Genomic DNA, 16,207 nt, shown 5'->3' with positions numbered 1-16,207 from the left:
TTCTCCTTATTGACCGGCTGCGCCGGAAGCCGGAACCGCCGGTGTGGCAGGCACCGCCGGCGCCGCCACGGCCGCCGCGGCAGGTGCGGCAGGTGCTGTCGAGCCCGCCGAACCCGAGCCGGACTTCGACGCGCCCGAGTCAGCCGCTTTGCTGTACAGGAACTGCCCGATCAGGTTTTCCAGCACGATCGCCGATTGCGTCATCGAGATCGTATCGCCCGCCTTGAGCATTTCGGTGTCGCCGCCGGGTTCGAGCCCGATGTATTGCTCGCCGAGCAGACCCGAGGTCAGGATCTTCGCCGACGAATCTTTCGGAAACTGGTATTGCTTGTCGAGGTCGATCGTGACGACGGCCTGATACGCGTTGCTGTCGAAGCCGATCGAGCCGACCCGGCCAACCGTCACGCCCGCGCTCTTCACAGGCGCGCGCGCCTTGAGTCCGCCGATATTGTCGAACTTGAGCTTGACCGGGTACGTTGCCTGAAACGACAACGAGCTCATGTTGCCGGCCTTCAGCGCGAGAAACAGCAACGCCACGAAACCCAGCACCACGAACAGGCCGACCCAGAAGTCGAGAGCAGTCTTTTTCATCGTCATCCCAAAGTGAATCCGCCGCGCCGCCGACACTCCCCGCCGGGCGCGACCCGTGACGCGCCGCCGGCGGAAAAAGCGCGACGCAGTCTTAGCTGAACATCAGTGCAGTCAGCAGAAAATCGAGGCCGAGCACGGCAAGCGACGCGTACACGACCGTTTTAGTCGTGGCGCGCGACACGCCTTCCGGTGTCGGCTTGGCTTCATAGCCTTGAAACAGCGCCACGAACGTCACGGCGAGCCCGAACACCACGCTCTTGACGACCCCGGCGCCCACGTCGCGCCAAACGTCGACGCCGCCTTGCATCTGCGACCAGAACGCGCCGGCGTCCACGCCGATCAGCAGCACGCCGACCACGTAACCGCCCAACACGCCGACCGCGCTGAAAATCGCCGCCAGGATGGGCATCGCAATGATGCCGGCCCACAGGCGCGGCGCGACCACGACCTTGACCGGGTCGACGGCCATCATTTCCATCGCGGTGAGTTGCTCGCCCGCCTTCATCAAACCGATCTCGGCGGTGAGCGATGTGCCGGCGCGGCCCGCGAACAGCAGCGCGGTGACCACCGGCCCCAGTTCGCGCACGAGCGACAGCGCGACCAGCAGTCCGAGCGCCTGCTCGGAGCCGTAGCGGTTCAGCGTGTAATAGCCTTGCAGGCCGAGCACGAAACCGACGAACAGCCCCGACACGGCGATGATCACCAGCGAATAATTACCCAGGAAGTGGATCTGCTTCGTGACAAGCCGCGGCCGGCGCAGCAGCGGAAAAAATTCGAGCACCAGCCGGAAGAAGAAGCGCGTGGCGTAGCCGGCCGTGCCGAGCACGTCGAGCACCGAGCGGCCGACCGAACTGATCAGCGAGCCGATCATGACTGGCCTCCGCCGATGCCGAAGTCCGCCGCGAGCGGCGTCTTGCTGGGATAGTGGAATTTGAACGGGCCGTCGGGCGCGCCGTCGATGAACTGCCGCACCGTGGGATCGGTGGACGCGCGCAGTTCGGCCGGCGTGCCCTCGGCATGAACGCCGCCGTTGGCGAGGAAATACACGTAATCGGCGATGGCGAACGATTCGGGCACGTCGTGCGTGACCAGAATGGAGGTGGCGCCAAGCGCCTGATTCAGCGCGCGAATCAGATTCGCGGTGATGCCGAGCGAGATCGGATCGAGGCCGGCGAACGGCTCGTCGTACATCATCAACTCGGGGTCGAGCGCGATGGCGCGCGCCAGCGCCACGCGCCGCGCCATGCCGCCCGAAATCTCCGACGGCAGCAACTCGCGCGCGCCGCGCAAGCCCACCGCGTTGAGTTTCATCAACACGAGGTCGCGGAGCAGTTCTTCGGGGAGATCGGTGTGCTCGCGCAGCGCGAACGCGACGTTTTCGAACACCGACATGTCGGTGAAAAGCGCGCCGAACTGGAACAGCATGCCCATCTTGCGGCGCAGCGCGTAGAGGCCGTCGCGCGTCTGCTGGCCGACGTCCTGGCCGTGAAACAGGATCTGGCCGCGCTGCGCGCGCACCAGACCGCCGATCAGACGCAGCACCGTGGTTTTGCCGCAACCCGAGCCGCCCATGACCGCCACCATCTGCCCGCGCCTGAAGCGCAGATTCAGGTTCGACAGGACGAGCCGGTCGCCATAACCGAAGTCGACGTCGCGCAACTCGAGTAAGGTCTCGGGAGAGGAAGACACGAAACTGACAGTCCTTTTACACGGAAGGCCGAATTATAGGGCCATCATGCAAAAGTTGCCGTGAGGAGCCCCGTCCCTTTACCCAACTTGACGATTATTGCGTAAACAATTGTTGCAGTGCAGAAACGGCGGCGGCGGGGTCCGCCGCTTCCGTCACCGCCCGCACCACGGCCGCGCAACCCACGCCGGTCGCCAGCACGTCCGGCAGCACCTGCAGGTCGATTCCACCGATCGCCACGAGCGGCACCACGCCGTCGAGCAGGCGCACATACCGGGCGAGGCGTCTGAGGCCCTGCGGCGCGGTGGGCATGACCTTGGTGGTGGTCGGAAAAACGGCGCCCAGCGCGACATAGCTTGGCCGGAAATGCAGCGCCTTGAGAATCTCGTAGAAGCCGTGCGTCGAAAGGCCGAGGCGAATGCCGGCTGCGGCGAGCGCGGAAAGATCCGCGCTATGCAGGTCTTCCTGGCCCAGATGAACACCGTACGCGCCCGCTTCCAGCGCGGCCTGCCAGTGATCGTTGATGAACACCTGCGCGTCGTGTTGCCGGCCGACCGCCACGCAGCGGGCGATTTCGCGCTTGAGTTCGTCGGCGGGATGAGCCGACTTGCGGCGCAACTGAACCGTCTTCACGCCTAGGCCCACCACCCGTTCCACCCACTCCGCGGTCGGCAGAACCGGGTACAAACCCAGTCGCTCCGGGCAGCGCGCGAATGCTTGCAGGGGCGCGTCCGGCAAACCGGCGAGACGCGGGAAATGCGCGAGATCGGACGGAAATGCGTCGTCGGCGCGGGTTTCGTCGCCATCGCGCCAGGCAAGCGCCAGCACCAGCGCGTCGTGGGGATCGAAACCACAGTCCAGAAACGCGGCCAGCGCGGGAATCCAGTCTTCCGCCAGATGGCCTTCCAGGCGGTATTTTTCGCCGCCCAGGTGCAGCGTCGCGGTCTCCTGCGCCGCCTCGATCACCCCGGCGCCCTGCACCAGCCAGCGCGCCACCTGCTCGCCATGCCGCTGCGCGTCCGCGACGATGATCAGGTCGCCGCCGTTCGGCTCGTCCGGCGCGGTCAAACAGATGCGCCACGGCGCGTGCGTCGGCGGCCAGTCGCCGAGGCGCGCACGAATGCGCTCCGCCGCTTCGGTGAGTTCGTCGGCGGGCGGCCAGAACAGGTCGCGATCTTTCAAAGCCAGAGTCTGCGTCATGCGGCGCTCCCGTCTTGATGCCAGAACGGCATGCCGACCACCGGCGTGCTCGCGTGCGCGCTTTCGCGCTCGGCCATCGGCCCCGCCAGAAACGCCTGGCGGCCCGCCTCGACGCCCAGCGCGAAGGCCCGCGCCATCGCGTCGGGGTGCGTGGCCTGCGACACGGCGGTGTTCAGCAGCACGCCGTCGAAGCCCCACTCCATCACCTGCGCCGCGTGCGACGGCACGCCGAGACCGGCGTCGACGATCAGCGGCACGTCCGGCAGCCGCTCGCGCAGCACCCGCAGCCCGTATGGATTGATCACGCCCTTGCCGGTGCCGATCGGCGCACCCCACGGCATCAGCGCCTCACAGCCGGCATCGAGCAGACGGCGGCCGATCACCAGGTCCTCGGTGCAATACGGCAGCACCTTGAAGCCGTCCTTCACGAGCTGCGCGGCCGCTTCGATCAGACCGACCGGGTCGGGCTGGAGCGTGTAGTCGTCGCCGATCAATTCCAGCTTGATCCACTCGGTTTCGAAGATTTCGCGCGCCATGTGCGCGGTGGTCACCGCCTCGCCGACGGTCAGGCAGCCGGCCGTATTCGGCAGCAGCGGCACGCCGTGACGCTTGAGCAGATCGAAGAAGCCGGCTTCCGCGCCGCCTTCGTTCATCTGCCGGCGCAACGCGACGGTCACCATGCCGGGCCGCGCCGCGTCGATCGAATCGGACAACGATTGCAGCGACGGATAGCGCGATGTGCCGAGCAGCACGCGGCTCACGAAGGTTTGGCCGTAGAGCGTGAGCGCGTCCGCGGGTTTTTGGGAAGTCATTTGCATCATCCTGGTCTCCGGCAATGCGTGGCGCGGGCTCAACCGCCGGCCACGGGCTGCACGACATCGAGCTTGTCGCCCGGCTGCAGCGCGCGCGCCGCATGCTGGGCGCGCGCGACGAAATCGCCGTTCAGCGCGACCGCGAACGGCGGACGCGCGCCATACGCGGCGAGCGCATCGGCGACAGTCGCGCCTTCGGGCAGCGACAACGGCTTCTGGTTGATATGAATGTCCATGGTGTTCGAATACGGTTCAATCGATGACTGACGAAACTGCATGGCGCGTGCCTCGCTCATGCCGGCTCCCGCGCGCAATCCAGTTGAAACAGCTCGCTCCAGCGCGCCGCCTGCCGCCAGTCGGCGAAGGCGTCGGCATCGCCGATGCGGCCTTCGAGCAGCGCGGCCGCGAAGCGCACGGCTTCGTCGGCGACTTCGGGCACGATCATGTAGCCGTGCCGGTACAGGCCGTTCACGCGCAGCGTCCGCGCGCCATCCCACAGCAAGGCCGGACGGTGGTCCGGCAGGGTCGGACGGCACTGCGAATTCAGTTCGAGAATGCGCGCCTCGCCGAAGCCGGGATGCACGGAAAACGCCGCGCTCAGCAGTTCGAGCGCCGAGCGCACGCTGACGGGCGACATGTCCTCGCCCTCCACCTCGGTGGCGCCGATCACGTAGAGATCGTCCTGCTTCGGCGCGATATAGAGCGGGTAGCGCGGATGCAGCAGGCGCACCGGGCGCGTCAGCGTGATTCCCGGCGCATGCACGCGCGCCACTTCACCGCGAATGCCGCGCAGCGTGGGCAGCACCGGCTTCGCGCCCAAACCCCGGCAGTCGATGGTGACGCGCGCGGCAGGCAGCGCGCGGTCATCGACCGGCGTGTTCCAGTGTGTTTCCACGCCGCGCTGGGCGAGGCCCGCGGCGAGCGCGGCCAGCACCTGGCGGTTATCCAGTTGGCCTTCGCGCGGCAGCAGCCAGCCCTGATTGAAGCGGCCCGCCAAGGCCGGTTCGGCCGCGCCGACCTGGTCGCCCGAGAGCGTCACGAAGCCGCCGTCAAGCAGTTCCGCAGGCGCATTCGAGCGCACGCGGCGCTCGAACAGCGGCGCCTCGGTGCGGTCGGCGTGATGCCAGACGACGAGCGTGCCGTTACGCTGGAAGAACACCGGCTCAGGCAATTCGGCGAGCACTTGCGGCCAGCTATCGAGCGAACTCGCGCCCAGCCGCGTGATCAGCAACTCGGCGCTGGCGGCTTCCGCGAGGGGCGCCAGCATGGCCGCTGCGACCCACGCGGCGGCTTGCGAACCGGCGGCGTCGCCGCGCTCATAAAGCGCCACGCAATGCCCCTCACCGGCGAGACGCCACGCGACGAGGCGTCCGCAAAGTCCACCGCCGAGCACCGCGAAGTCGGGTTGTGCGGGACGGTTCATCGCGCGCGCTCCCAGTTACGACGGCAAGCGAGGCCGAAGCACTGCGACGCGCCGACATGACCGGCGAACGCGTGGCGAAGAGCAAAGCACATATCTGAAGAATAGGCGGTCATCGAGTCCTTTCCGTACGGCAAGAAACGCACGTACCCAGGACGAAACCGGCGGGTAAGGCCGGCCGGGCAAAAAATGCGTTCGAATGACGCACGCCGCCCGGCGGGGAATGGAAGACTGGCTGCTTCCGGAAACTTCCCGCGCCGGTATTACCCGGATCGGGTGCAAAGGGTCTCTCTCAGCCTTGCCGCCGCGGCATGAAATCATGCAGCCTGTGGGCAAAGCACCCCTGTTTCGTCGAAGGCCATTAGACCATAAAAGCCGCGGCGCCCGCAAACGAGCGGCCCTTCATCACGCGCGGTTTGATCCGGCACCGATCTTTTGTTTCGTCGAGACGGACGAAGCCCGCGCTCTGGCACAATGCCTGGACCGGACGCCGCGAGACCGGGGCGCGGGCGGCACGCATGGTCGTCCACGCGCCAGCGGCATCGAGGCGAAGGAGTCCAACGCGACTTAACTTCCGCTTAAGGACTTCGCAACAGAATCGCTCAGCCGGACGGGCGCTCATCATCGCGCTTACGCCCGGAGCTTCGCCATTAAACCCGCCGTAGAGCGACGAGGCGGGCGACCGACCGACGGCCAGCCCTGGACGGGCCAGTTTCATAGGACCGGCCCGCTTTGAGCCAGTACTACACAGGATGCTCATGACAGCCAATACTTCTATCAGCCCAGTGCTCCCGCCAGACGAAAAAGTCTCCGCCTGGAGCCTCATCAAACCTTACTGGGTCTCCGAGGAACGAAAAATCGCATGGTCGCTGCTCGTCGCGATCATCGCGATGAATCTGCTGGTGGTGTGGATCAACGTGCGCCTGAACCGCTGGAGCGCCGACTTCTACAACGCGCTGCAAACCAAGAACGTGCACGACTTCCCGCATCTGCTGATGGTGTTCTCGGGCCTCGCGTTCGGCTTCATCATCCTCGCGGTGTACGGGCGCTATCTGCGCCAGATGCTCGGGTTCCGCTGGCGTCAGTGGCTGACCACGCGCTATCTCAACGAATGGCTGCATGACAGCGCCTTCTACCGGATCGAACGCGACCGGCTCGCCGACAACCCCGACCAGCGGATCAGCGACGATCTGCAATCGTTCGCCACCACCACGCTCTCGTTGACGCTCGATCTGCTTTCCACCGTCGTCACGCTGGTGTCGTTCATCACGATCCTGTGGTCGCTCGCCGGCGCATTGACCATCTCGCTCGGCGGCATGCCGATTCATATTCCCGGCTACATGGTGTGGGCCGCGGCGCTCTACGCGGTGGCCGGTTCCCTGATCATCCAGAAGGTCGGCCATCCGCTCGTGTCGATCAACTATCAAGCGCAGAAAGTCGAGGCGGATTTCCGTTTCGGGCTGATCCGCCTGCGCGAAAACGCCGAGCAGATCGCCTTCTACAACGGCATGGAGACCGAGAAGACCAACGCCCGCTCGCTGTTCGGCCGCATCCGCGACAACTGGTGGCAGGTGATGAAGTACACCAAGCGGCTCACCTTCGTGCTCAGCTTCTATGGTCAGATCGCGATCATCTTTCCGCTGGTGGTCGCGGCGCCGCGCTACTTCGCGGGCGCCTTCACGTTCGGCGTGCTGATGCAGATTTCGAGCGCGTTCGGCACCGTCAGCGATTCGTTCTCGTGGTTCATCAACAGTTACAGCACCTTGGTCGAATGGCGCGCCACCGTCAACCGGTTGCGCGAATTCAAGCGGGTCGTGCATGCTCCCCGGTTGAAGGAATCGGTCTCGCCCGCTACCGCGCACGGCGGCATCAACCTGCATTTCGTCGACGCCGACAAACTCAGCACCGAGGGTCTCACGCTCGCGCTGCCGAACGGCAACCCGCTGTCGCGCATTCGCGATATCGCGATCGAGCCGGGCTCGCGCTGGCTGGTGCGCGGTCCGTCCGGTTCGGGCAAGAGCACGCTGATGCGCGCGCTCGCCGGCCTGTGGCCGTTCGGCGACGGCTCCATCGATGCGCCGGTCAACGCGCGCATGATGTTCATTCCGCAAGTCAGCTACATGCCGATCGGCACGCTGAAAGCCGCGCTCACCTATCCGTCCGCAGCCGACACCTATACGGACGACGAATGCCGCGAGGCGCTCGTCACCTGCCGCCTGTCGGAGTACGCCGACCGTTTGCAGGAATCGGGACACTGGACGCGCATTCTCTCGCCGGGCGAACAGCAGCGCCTCGCCGCCGCGCGGGTGCTGCTGCACAAGCCGGATTACCTGTTCCTCGACGAAGCGACGAGCGCGCTCGACGCGGACAACGAAGCGCGTCTCTACCATTTGTTCACGGAGCGTCTGCCGAAGGCGGCGATCGTGAGCGTCGCGCATCGCGAATCGCTCGCGGCGTTCCATGACGAAACGCTCGAGGTCGAGCGTTCGGACGAAGCGGTGGCGGCATAAGCAAGGCAAGCGCAACACCCCGAAACACCAGGAAACACCAGGAAACACGCGAGAAGAGTTAGAAAGCATTTGCGAAGCGGGCAAGCTGTTCCCCGCTTTGAAATTGCCTCCCAGCAGCGACGATAGCCGTGCGGGCCGAACCCCGTCCCGCCCGCCCCGCCACTCACTGCTAACGGACTCTTCGCACATGTCATTCGATCGCCGCTCCCATCCCCTGACCCGGCGCTTCGCGCTTGCCCTCGGCGCAGCGCTGCTGCTCACGAGCGCCGCGCAAGCCGCCCAGCCCACCGAGCCGGCGGACGTCTGCCCCGCGCTCGAACACATCGTCAACGCAACCGACTTCAAGCAGTTGCCGGCGCAATCCGCCGCGCAACTGCCGGGCATGTCGAGCGCGGACGATTGCCGCGCCAACCAGCACGCCTACGATTGCCACTGGCGCGCGCACTGGCACGCCGACGGCGTGGTCAACGACCCGCTGCAAGAGATCGGCGCCGATATCGCCGCGTGCTTTCCGAACGTCGTGCACGACGTCAATACGCCGACGCGCCAGCATTTCATCGTGACCACCGACACGCGGCGCGTCAGCGTCACGGCGAGCGTGCAAGGGCAAAACGAACTGCGTCTGCGCGTCACGCGCTGAGCGCGCGCCCGCTCGACGCGATCCGCCGCGATCACCTTTTCGAAACCGCGCTCGTCGACCATTCATTGACCGCTATCAGGCCACGCATCATGACGCTTACGCCGGGCCCACGCGCTTATGCGTTCACGCGAGCCCCCCGGGCCGCGTGCGTCATGCTGCGCCGGCCTTGCGCGTGGCTTGCCGCCTGCGCCGCGCTGAGCGCCGGCTTGAATGGCTGCGCGTGGACGCTGATCACGGCCGCCGACGCCACCGGCTCCGTGATTCAGGCGGGCTACGCAGTCGCGGCAAACTACTCGTCGCCGACCTTCGTCAACGGCCGGCCCGCCGACGTGCGCAACGTCTGCATCGAAGTGAACCAGAACGTGTCGGTCGGCGACTTCGTGCCGTCGCTGCAACTCGCGCTGGAGCGCCGCGGCATTCGCTCGGACGTCTACAATCCGGGCACCTCGCCCGCCGGCTGCGAGGCGCGCCTCGTCTATAACGCCGCGATCGACTACGGCCGCCGCTCGTTCAGCGACGAATCGATCCAGTATCTGTCGATCATCGATCTGACGCTGATCCAGCACGGCCGCATTCTCATCACCGCGCGCTATCAGACGGGCGGGCTCAACACCGACCGCTTCTCGTCCGCGTCGACCAAGCTCAACGGGCTGATCGAACGAATGGTGGTCGATCAAAAGGACCTCGCGCGTCAGCCGGTGAACACCATGCAAACGTCGCTCGCGAACTAGGCAGCGCACGCCGGCGCTTTCCGCTTGCTTTCTCTTACGCGAGAAAGAATTCGAAAGCGTCACGCGCTTTGCCGCGCACGGCCGGATCACTAAGATGAGCCGGATGAACCAATCCATTCTGGTCGTCGACGACGACCCGGTCGTACGTGAGCTCGTCAGCGAGTACCTGCAGGGGCGCGGCTTCAAGGTGGCCACGCTCGAACACGGCATGGCGCTGCAGCGCAAATTGCAGGACGAGCGTCCCGCGCTGGTGGTGCTCGACATCATGATGCCGGAGCTCGACGGCATCAGCGCGCTGCGCGCGTTGCGCGTCGCGGGCGACGACATCCCCGTGATTCTGCTGACCGCGCGCGCCGATCCGATCGACCGCGTGATCGGCCTCGAACTCGGCGCCGACGACTATCTCGGCAAGCCCTTCGAACCGAGCGAACTGGTCGCGCGCATTCGCACCGTGCTGCGACGCCGCGGCACGATTGCGCCGAGCGCGCCCGAGCAGCGCGCGCCCTATCGCTTCGGCCGTTTCGAGGTGAATTTTCCGGCGCGCGAATTACGCCGCGACGGCGAGCGCATCACGCTGCGCTCCAGCGAATTCGCCATGCTCAAGGTGTTCGTCACGCACGCGATGACCGTGCTCACGCGCGCGCAGTTGCTGGAGAAGCTGCACGGCAACAGCGAGGCGCATCGTAATCGCAGCCTCGATGTGTCGATCTGGCGCTTGCGGCGGCTGATCGAAGTCGATCCGTCGGAGCCGCGCTATGTGCAAACCGTGTGGGGACGCGGCTATGTGTTCGTGCCGGACGGCGAGATCGGCGCGGCGGAGCGCGGGGCGGCGCCGCCGGCCTGATGCGCGACGCGGGACGCGGGACGTGGGACGCGGGGTGCGCGATGCGCCGCGGATCGCACATCGCACGGCGCTCGCATCGGGACGTTCAGAACGTCAGCACACTCAGGAACATCCTCTGCAGCCAGCCCATCGTGGTCGCGTCGGAGATCATCCCCACGCCGGCCTGCTCGATGCGCGCGTTCGCCACCTTGCTCGACGCCACGTAGTTGCCCGCCTCGATATCCTTGGGATTGACGATCCCGGATAGCCGCAAGCGGTCGCGGTTGCCGCTCATCGAAATCATCTTCTCGCCGGACACCACCAGATTGCCCGTCGACATCGTGCCGATCACGGTGACGGCGAGCGTGCCGGTCATGCCGCTCACGTCGGTGAGACTGCCCTGGCCTTTGAACTCGGTGCTGGCCGAGCCGACGTTGAACAGTCTCGCGAGCCGCGCGGCGGCGCCGGTCGAATGGTCGGCGGCGTCGGCGGTAATGCTGCTCGAACGGCTCGCCGCCGCGGTCGAGCTGTTGTTGCCGCTGTAGGACTCGGACAGGCGAATCGTCAGCACGTCGCCGATATGCTGGGCGCGCGGCGTTTCGTAAAGCAGCAGCGGCGTGCCGGCCTGATAGATCGCGCCTTGCGTGTTGACGTTCAGCGGCGCGGACGCAAGCGGCGGCGCCATCGGCGTATCGACAATCGACTTCTGGCTGCTCCCGCAAGCCGCGAGGCAAGCCGCCGCGCCCAGCGCGACAGTCAGACGTAGCGCACTCATGCATGCTCCTTGCCCGCATCGGCCGGGCTCAAAATCGGCGGCCATCCTCACCCCGCCTCGGCGCCGCTCGCCTGCCACTGCCGCACGACCGACTTCACCCACGCGTCGGAACCCTTCAGCAGATAGGTGAGCGTGCCGTTGCGGGTGCCCGGCAGAAAGCACAACGTGATGGAACTCACCGCGTTTTCCCAGACGTAGACCGGCATCGTGCTCGACGCCGACAAGCTGTGCGTGACGAGGTGCGCCGCGCCGTATCGGTCCGTGAGCGCCTCGCGCAAGTCCTCTGCGGTGATCTCGTCGATCACGAAAGAAATTTCGTACAGACGCAGCGCGCTTTGTCCCTCGACACGCGCGAAACGCAGCACGTGCTCCTGCGCCGGCACGCCGGCGACCACCGCTTGCGACACCGACCAGCCGTCGTCCGCGCGATGCGCCCAGCGGCATGCGACCGTCAGGCTTTCGCGCGACTTCAGCCGCATGCCGAGCGCGCCCGCCTGCACGTCCGTCTCGCAGACCGGCACGCTGCCGACCGGCGTCGCGCGCACGGTGGAACTCGAACGGAACTCGTCGAGCGTGATGCCGAGCGCAATGCCGCGAAACGCGAACGGCGCGTCCTGCGAACGCCGGCGCGCATCCGCGGTAGGGTCTCTGGACAGGGCGCTGGCCGCCCCGGCTTCGCGCGCGACCGGCTGCGCCTGAGCGGTCGATGAAAACAGTCCGCCGAGCAGCGCCAACGCACAGGCAATCCGTTTGGGTCTCATGATTCAGTCGATCGCGGATGAACACATGTCGAACGGCGTGGCCGCGGCATGACCGACGACCGGGATGATTTTCAGCGCGGACGAAGTCAGCCGGCACGGCAGCGCGGCGACACCGCAGCCGCCAAGCGGCAGCAGCGCGGCGCCGAGCGTCAACCAGGCTGCGACACGGATCACGCGCTCAATGATTCTCGGAGTCGACACGCGGGCCTCGATGTCTCAGGCGGTGGTGTTGACGTGGTGCCCGACGAGCCCGCCGGGCGCCGACGGTTGTCCGGTCGTGGCGGATTCCCGGGTCTGCGCGGTGCCGCTCGACTTGCCGGAAGCGGCGGGCTTTGGCGCGGCCTGGGTGGGCGCGAGCGGCGAAAAACGAGTGGAATTGACGTTGCTTGGGACGGTCATGATGAGCCTCGCATGGCGCTGGATTGTCGGTTTCGCACCGCCTGCCGTGGGCCCAAGGCGTTAGGCTATCGTCGACATGCGGCGCAACGTACTGCATGACGAATCATCGCGCCGCACGCGCGTTGCCGATGCGCGAAGGAAAGCGCGCTTTTCAGCGGTTCTTACGAGCCGTTGCGGCAGCTTGCAAACCGTTGCAGCCGCGCTGCCAATACTTTCCCGGGAGAGTCGAGCGATGCCGGTCAGCGCCGCATCACGGTGTCCGCGCCGCTTTCGCTGTTGCCAACCCATGCCCAACGTATTGCCAAATGTGGCAGCGTCAGGATGTGGCCCGAGCCTTTGGCGGCGGGCCCTACGCGCACGGCGGGAAACGCGGGGCGGCGCTGCGTAAGCATTGGTAAGAAAACTGTCAGGCGTGCGTGAAGCGCGCCAGTCTAAAATTTCGCCATGAATCCACAGGTCCTTATCGTCGACGACGATCCGGTCGTACGCGATCTGCTATGCAAGTTTTTGCAGTCGAACGGCTTCGACGCGTCAGTGCTGCACGACGGCACGCATCTGCAACGCAGGCTCGAGCGTGAGCGGCCTTCAGTCGTCGTGCTCGACATCATGATGCCGGACACCGACGGCCTGCGCGCGCTCACCGCGCTGCGCGCCGCCGGCGACGACATTCCGGTGATCTTCGTGACGGCGCGCGGCACGGTGGCCGACCGCATCGTCGGGCTCTCGCTCGGCGCGGACGACTATCTGACCAAGCCGTTCGATCCGCGCGAGCTGCTCGCGCGCATCCACACGGTGCTGCGCCGCCGCGGGCCGTCCACCACCAGTGCGCCGGAAGCCCGCAAACCGTATCGCTTCGGTCCGTTCGAACTCGACTTCGCAACCCGTTCGCTCACCCGCGACAACGCCAAGCTGCCGCTGCGCGACAGCGAATTCGCGTTACTGAAGATCTTCGTCAACAATCCGTACAAGGTGTTGTCGCGCGTGCTGATCCACGATCTCGTGCATCGCGACAATCTCGCCTTTCGCGACCGCAGCCTCGACGTGCCGATCTGGCGCCTGCGCCGCGTGATCGAAGACGACCCCTCCAATCCCTGCTACGTGCAGACGGTGCGCGGCAAAGGCTATGTGTTCGTGCCCGACGCCGACAGCACGCCCTTCGCCGGCGAGGCCGCCTCGAACGCATGAGAAATCCGCTGAACACGCTGTTCGGCAGAATGGCGTTGCTCTCTGCGGCGGTGTTGTTCGCGATCCAGGCCGGCTGGTTCGTGCTGATCGTCATGCAGCCGCCGCGCCATGAAATCGACGGCTTCGCGCGCGGCATTCTGCTGGCGCTGCAGGCGGTCAACGGCGAGCCGATGAAGAGCGCGGCGCTCGCGCCCGCGATGCGCGTGCACCTCGTGCCCACCTGGAATATGCCGGCGAGCGTCCATCTGAGTACGCCGACCGATCATCCGCTGGTCGAATTGAGCCGGCACCTGCGCGAGAACCTGCCGCCCGGCACGCGGATCGCCGTCGACGATCTGCGCCCGCCGCAACTGTGGGTGCTGTTTCCCGGCAAACCGAACTGGGTGGTCCTGCCGGTCGACGTTCCGCCGCCTCCGCGCTTTCTGATCGAATCCATTTCGATGCTGCTCGCCGCGCTGATCCTGTCACTATTCGCGGTCTGGCAGATGCAGCGCCCGCTGTCGCGCGTCGCCGACGCGGCCCGCGCGTTCGGCTCGGGCGGACGGCCGGAACCCGTGACCGAGCAAGGACCGCGCGAGTTGCGTGATCTGATCGGCTCGTTCAACGACATGATGCGGCGCCTGAACGAAGCCGGCGACGACCAGGCGGTCATGCTGGCCGGCGTCGCGCACGATCTGAAAGCGCCGCTCACGCGGCTCAAGCTGCGCGCGAGCGTGCTGGTCGCGGAAAGCGAGCGCGCCGGCCTGATACGCGATGTCGATTCGCTGACCAATATCGTCCAGCAGTTTCTGGAGTTCGCGGGCCAGTCCGCGGACGCGGGGCCGCCGGTCGAGGTCGACGAATTTCTGCGGGAACAGTTTTCCGTCGGCGAGAGCACCGAGGAAGCGCCGCTGTTCACGCTCGATCTGCGCGCGGGGCCGTCATTCAGGCTTCCGCGCACGCTGCTCGACCGGTTGGTGACGAACCTCGTCGACAACGCGCTCGAACACGGTTCGGCGCCGGTGGACATCGCCACCGGGCGTGACGAGCGGCATTGGGTCATCAGCGTGCGCGATCACGGTTCCGGCATTCCCGACGACCGGATCGCCGCCGCCATGAAGCCGTTCGTCAGGCTCGACGCCGCGCGGGGCGGCGAAGGCCATTGCGGGCTGGGTCTCGCGATCGTCGCGCGGCTCGCGCACGATCGCGGCGGACGCTGTCAGGTGCGCAATCACGCGCTTGGCGGGCTGGAGGTGCGGATCGAATTGCCGGTCGCGCCGGCAACAGCGTGATGGAAGAGAAGCTGGCGTGGCAGCGAACGCGCGCTTACGCGCCCTTACAGCACGAACCGGCGCGATGGACGCGGCCTTATAGTCGTCTCCGGCAACCTCGATGCCGCCCTTCTCCGTCCGCCCAGTGATTTGGGGCGGACTTTTTTTCGCCGCGCACTACCCCGTTATTGCCTGACTGCGGCTGCCTGACCGCCGTCGGGCAGCCCGCCTCAAACCCGGATCACACCACCAGACGGGCGCGCAACCGGTCGATCGTCGCCTGGGACACGCCGAGGCCTTGCGTCAGATAGCTCGCCATCGTGCCGTAGCTCGCCTGCACCTGATCGAAGCCCGCCTGCAGATAACTTTCCTGAACGTCGAATAACGGCGCCTCGCTCGCGGCGGCCGCAGCGCCGACGCGCGTGCGCAGCATGTCGGTATGGGCCCTGATCGACAGCGCCGAATAGACGTTGCTGAGCAGATAGTCCTGCATGATCACGTCGAGCGGAACGTTGGCGATGCTCTGCAGAAGCGCCGCGACCCAGCCGGCGCGATCCTTACCCGCGCTGGAATGAAAGAGCTGGATCTCGGCGCCCTCGGCAAGACGCGTGAGCAGCGCGCCGTAGCTCGCGCGCTGCGCGGCGCCGGTGACGTAGGCGCGCGCCTGGGCCTCCATGAACGCTGTTGCGGCGGCGGCCGTATCGAACGACGGCGCGACGAAGTCGCGGGCGCCCAGCACGTTGAACACCTCGGACGTCGCGCCGGCCAGCAACGTATCGGCGATCCGCGCGACTTCGCCCGGCGTGCGCAGATCGTAGACGGCGGCGATGCCGAGGTGATCGATCGCGGCTTCGTCGGCCGCGCTGAAGGTCAGCGCGTTCGCGCGATAGAACACGCCACGGCGCATCTGCTTGCCGTCGACGGTGGGATAGCCGGCGGCGGCGCCCGCCACGTCGCGAAAGTTATCGACCGACGCGAGCCGCGGCGTTTCCGGCTGACCGGCGTCGAGGCTGCCGCCACAGGCGGAGAGCAGCGAGCTGCCGATGCCCGAGACCAGCAGCGCGCCGGCTGAACGCTTGAGGAACACCCGGCGCGACGCGGAGGTGCGAACGGGCGCGATCTGACTTGTCCGCAGTGCGATGCTCGCGAAGCGGCGAGGTGGCGAGCAGTTTTTTCCGGTTGCGGGCATTGGACGTGGCTGGCGCGAACGTGAAGGGTTATTCGCAGCATGGGCGCTGCGCACGCAGTTTAACGGCGGCAAATCTTCTTTTGGTTACGGGGTAGTAGTTCGTAAGGAAGCTGACCGACTTGCTTCGCCGCCCCGGCGGGTTCGCCGGCCGCGACGCGGCGCGGACCCGCCTTGGACCGCGGGCTTGAACCGCTGCCTTGGCACTGATCACCCCGCCTTTTCTTTCACGCGGCG

Annotated in this window: 18 protein-coding genes and 1 riboswitch; of the genes, 6 read left to right on the top strand and 12 right to left on the bottom strand. The window is 66.5% G+C overall.

Annotated elements, in window-relative coordinates; all coding sequences use genetic code 11:
• Positions 1 to 6 precede the first annotated feature (6 nt).
• From mlaD to ACTJLC_RS16875, 7 genes are all read right to left on the bottom strand, one after another.
• Positions 7 to 591 carry an outer membrane lipid asymmetry maintenance protein MlaD gene (gene mlaD, locus ACTJLC_RS16905; RefSeq protein ID WP_154874830.1) on the bottom strand — a complete coding sequence of 195 codons (585 nt, stop codon included), beginning with the start codon at positions 589 to 591 and terminating at the stop codon, positions 7 to 9.
• A gap of 91 nt (positions 592 to 682) precedes the next feature.
• Positions 683 to 1,450 carry a lipid asymmetry maintenance ABC transporter permease subunit MlaE gene (gene mlaE / locus ACTJLC_RS16900; RefSeq protein WP_073431025.1) on the bottom strand — a complete coding sequence of 256 codons (768 nt, stop codon included), beginning with the start codon at positions 1,448 to 1,450 and terminating at the stop codon, positions 683 to 685.
• Positions 1,451 to 1,458: 8 nt separating this feature from the next.
• Positions 1,459 to 2,280: an ABC transporter ATP-binding protein gene (locus ACTJLC_RS16895; protein WP_310133317.1), complete on the bottom strand. Its 822-nt coding sequence runs from the start codon at positions 2,278 to 2,280 to the stop codon at positions 1,459 to 1,461.
• Between the two features lie 94 nt (positions 2,281 to 2,374).
• A complete protein-coding gene (thiE, locus tag ACTJLC_RS16890; protein ID WP_440844628.1) occupies positions 2,375 to 3,478 on the bottom strand; it encodes a thiamine phosphate synthase in 1,104 nt (367 codons plus the stop codon).
• A complete protein-coding gene (locus ACTJLC_RS16885; protein WP_440844626.1) occupies positions 3,475 to 4,290 on the bottom strand; it encodes a thiazole synthase in 816 nt (271 codons plus the stop codon). The genes thiE and ACTJLC_RS16885 overlap by 4 nt, the downstream gene beginning before the upstream one ends.
• A gap of 38 nt (positions 4,291 to 4,328) precedes the next feature.
• Positions 4,329 to 4,526 (bottom strand): sulfur carrier protein ThiS, encoded by a 198-nt coding sequence (thiS, locus tag ACTJLC_RS16880; protein ID WP_020070630.1) that lies wholly within the window; start codon positions 4,524 to 4,526, stop codon positions 4,329 to 4,331.
• Positions 4,527 to 4,582: 56 nt separating this feature from the next.
• Complete coding sequence (locus ACTJLC_RS16875) at positions 4,583 to 5,713, bottom strand: FAD-dependent oxidoreductase (protein ID WP_440844624.1); 1,131 nt, start codon at positions 5,711 to 5,713, stop codon at positions 4,583 to 4,585.
• A gap of 229 nt (positions 5,714 to 5,942) precedes the next feature.
• Positions 5,943 to 6,065: riboswitch (TPP riboswitch) on the bottom strand.
• Between the two features lie 403 nt (positions 6,066 to 6,468).
• On the opposite strand from ACTJLC_RS16875, the gene ACTJLC_RS16870 reads away from it, so the two are divergent.
• The 4 genes from ACTJLC_RS16870 (at position 6,469) to ACTJLC_RS16855 (ending at position 10,435) form a co-directional block, all read left to right on the top strand.
• Positions 6,469 to 8,220: an ABC transporter ATP-binding protein/permease gene (locus tag ACTJLC_RS16870; protein WP_114163582.1), complete on the top strand. Its 1,752-nt coding sequence runs from the start codon at positions 6,469 to 6,471 to the stop codon at positions 8,218 to 8,220.
• Positions 8,221 to 8,407: 187 nt separating this feature from the next.
• Complete coding sequence (locus ACTJLC_RS16865) at positions 8,408 to 8,860, top strand: hypothetical protein (RefSeq protein WP_440844622.1); 453 nt, start codon at positions 8,408 to 8,410, stop codon at positions 8,858 to 8,860.
• Between the two features lie 89 nt (positions 8,861 to 8,949).
• Positions 8,950 to 9,591: a hypothetical protein gene (locus tag ACTJLC_RS16860; RefSeq protein ID WP_310125801.1), complete on the top strand. Its 642-nt coding sequence runs from the start codon at positions 8,950 to 8,952 to the stop codon at positions 9,589 to 9,591.
• 103 nt (positions 9,592 to 9,694) lie between these two features.
• Positions 9,695 to 10,435 carry a response regulator gene (locus tag ACTJLC_RS16855; protein WP_073431822.1) on the top strand — a complete coding sequence of 247 codons (741 nt, stop codon included), beginning with the start codon at positions 9,695 to 9,697 and terminating at the stop codon, positions 10,433 to 10,435.
• A gap of 85 nt (positions 10,436 to 10,520) precedes the next feature.
• On the opposite strand, the gene ACTJLC_RS16850 is transcribed toward ACTJLC_RS16855, so the two are convergent.
• Genes ACTJLC_RS16850 through ACTJLC_RS16835 form a run of 4 tightly spaced genes read right to left on the bottom strand, consistent with a single transcriptional unit; the run spans position 10,521 to position 12,349 of the window.
• Positions 10,521 to 11,189 (bottom strand): flagellar basal body L-ring protein FlgH, encoded by a 669-nt coding sequence (locus ACTJLC_RS16850; RefSeq protein WP_073431823.1) that lies wholly within the window; start codon positions 11,187 to 11,189, stop codon positions 10,521 to 10,523.
• 47 nt (positions 11,190 to 11,236) lie between these two features.
• The gene (locus ACTJLC_RS16845) at positions 11,237 to 11,950 is read right to left on the bottom strand and encodes a hypothetical protein (protein WP_440844619.1); all 714 of its coding nucleotides are present in this window, start codon (positions 11,948 to 11,950) and stop codon (positions 11,237 to 11,239) included.
• Positions 11,951 to 11,953: 3 nt separating this feature from the next.
• On the bottom strand, positions 11,954 to 12,121 hold the full coding sequence (locus tag ACTJLC_RS16840; protein WP_318268352.1) for a DUF6726 family protein: 168 nt from the start codon (positions 12,119 to 12,121) through the stop codon (positions 11,954 to 11,956).
• 45 nt (positions 12,122 to 12,166) lie between these two features.
• Positions 12,167 to 12,349 carry a hypothetical protein gene (locus ACTJLC_RS16835; protein WP_073431826.1) on the bottom strand — a complete coding sequence of 61 codons (183 nt, stop codon included), beginning with the start codon at positions 12,347 to 12,349 and terminating at the stop codon, positions 12,167 to 12,169.
• Between the two features lie 444 nt (positions 12,350 to 12,793).
• Here ACTJLC_RS16835 and ACTJLC_RS16830 point away from each other — a divergent pair, with 444 nt between their 5' ends.
• The gene (locus tag ACTJLC_RS16830) at positions 12,794 to 13,534 is read left to right on the top strand and encodes a response regulator (RefSeq protein WP_073431827.1); all 741 of its coding nucleotides are present in this window, start codon (positions 12,794 to 12,796) and stop codon (positions 13,532 to 13,534) included.
• The gene (locus tag ACTJLC_RS16825; protein WP_440844617.1) at positions 13,531 to 14,805 is read left to right on the top strand and encodes an ATP-binding protein; all 1,275 of its coding nucleotides are present in this window, start codon (positions 13,531 to 13,533) and stop codon (positions 14,803 to 14,805) included. The genes ACTJLC_RS16830 and ACTJLC_RS16825 overlap by 4 nt, the downstream gene beginning before the upstream one ends.
• 220 nt (positions 14,806 to 15,025) lie before the next feature.
• On the opposite strand, the gene ACTJLC_RS16820 is transcribed toward ACTJLC_RS16825, so the two are convergent.
• On the bottom strand, positions 15,026 to 15,973 hold the full coding sequence (locus tag ACTJLC_RS16820) for a tyrosine-protein phosphatase (RefSeq protein ID WP_440844615.1): 948 nt from the start codon (positions 15,971 to 15,973) through the stop codon (positions 15,026 to 15,028).
• Positions 15,974 to 16,207 lie beyond the last annotated feature (234 nt).

Source organism: Paraburkholderia sp. 22099 (genome assembly GCF_052045835.1).
GTDB lineage: Bacteria > Pseudomonadota > Gammaproteobacteria > Burkholderiales > Burkholderiaceae > Paraburkholderia > Paraburkholderia terricola.
Note: the sequence above shows the minus strand (reverse complement) of the source record. Positions and strands in the feature narration are given on the sequence as shown.

Bases quoted from the DNA above. Each gene is read 5' to 3' on its own strand.
- mlaD (WP_154874830.1), bottom strand. From the start codon at position 591: ATGAAAAAGACTGCTCTCGACTTCTGGGTCGGCCTGTTCGTGGTGCTG.
- thiE (WP_440844628.1), bottom strand. From the start codon at position 3,478: ATGACGCAGACTCTGGCTTTGAAAGATCGCGACCTGTTCTGGCCGCCC.
- ACTJLC_RS16885 (WP_440844626.1), bottom strand. From the start codon at position 4,290: ATGACTTCCCAAAAACCCGCGGACGCGCTCACGCTCTACGGCCAAACC.
- thiS (WP_020070630.1), bottom strand. From the start codon at position 4,526: ATGGACATTCATATCAACCAGAAGCCGTTGTCGCTGCCCGAAGGCGCG.
- ACTJLC_RS16875 (WP_440844624.1), bottom strand. From the start codon at position 5,713: ATGAACCGTCCCGCACAACCCGACTTCGCGGTGCTCGGCGGTGGACTT.
- ACTJLC_RS16870 (WP_114163582.1), top strand. From the start codon at position 6,469: ATGACAGCCAATACTTCTATCAGCCCAGTGCTCCCGCCAGACGAAAAA.
- ACTJLC_RS16865 (WP_440844622.1), top strand. From the start codon at position 8,408: ATGTCATTCGATCGCCGCTCCCATCCCCTGACCCGGCGCTTCGCGCTT.
- ACTJLC_RS16860 (WP_310125801.1), top strand. From the start codon at position 8,950: ATGACGCTTACGCCGGGCCCACGCGCTTATGCGTTCACGCGAGCCCCC.
- ACTJLC_RS16855 (WP_073431822.1), top strand. From the start codon at position 9,695: ATGAACCAATCCATTCTGGTCGTCGACGACGACCCGGTCGTACGTGAG.
- ACTJLC_RS16850 (WP_073431823.1), bottom strand. From the start codon at position 11,189: ATGAGTGCGCTACGTCTGACTGTCGCGCTGGGCGCGGCGGCTTGCCTC.
- ACTJLC_RS16845 (WP_440844619.1), bottom strand. From the start codon at position 11,950: ATGAGACCCAAACGGATTGCCTGTGCGTTGGCGCTGCTCGGCGGACTG.
- ACTJLC_RS16835 (WP_073431826.1), bottom strand. From the start codon at position 12,349: ATGACCGTCCCAAGCAACGTCAATTCCACTCGTTTTTCGCCGCTCGCG.
- ACTJLC_RS16830 (WP_073431827.1), top strand. From the start codon at position 12,794: ATGAATCCACAGGTCCTTATCGTCGACGACGATCCGGTCGTACGCGAT.
- ACTJLC_RS16825 (WP_440844617.1), top strand. From the start codon at position 13,531: ATGAGAAATCCGCTGAACACGCTGTTCGGCAGAATGGCGTTGCTCTCT.
- ACTJLC_RS16820 (WP_440844615.1), bottom strand. From the start codon at position 15,973: ATGCCCGCAACCGGAAAAAACTGCTCGCCACCTCGCCGCTTCGCGAGC.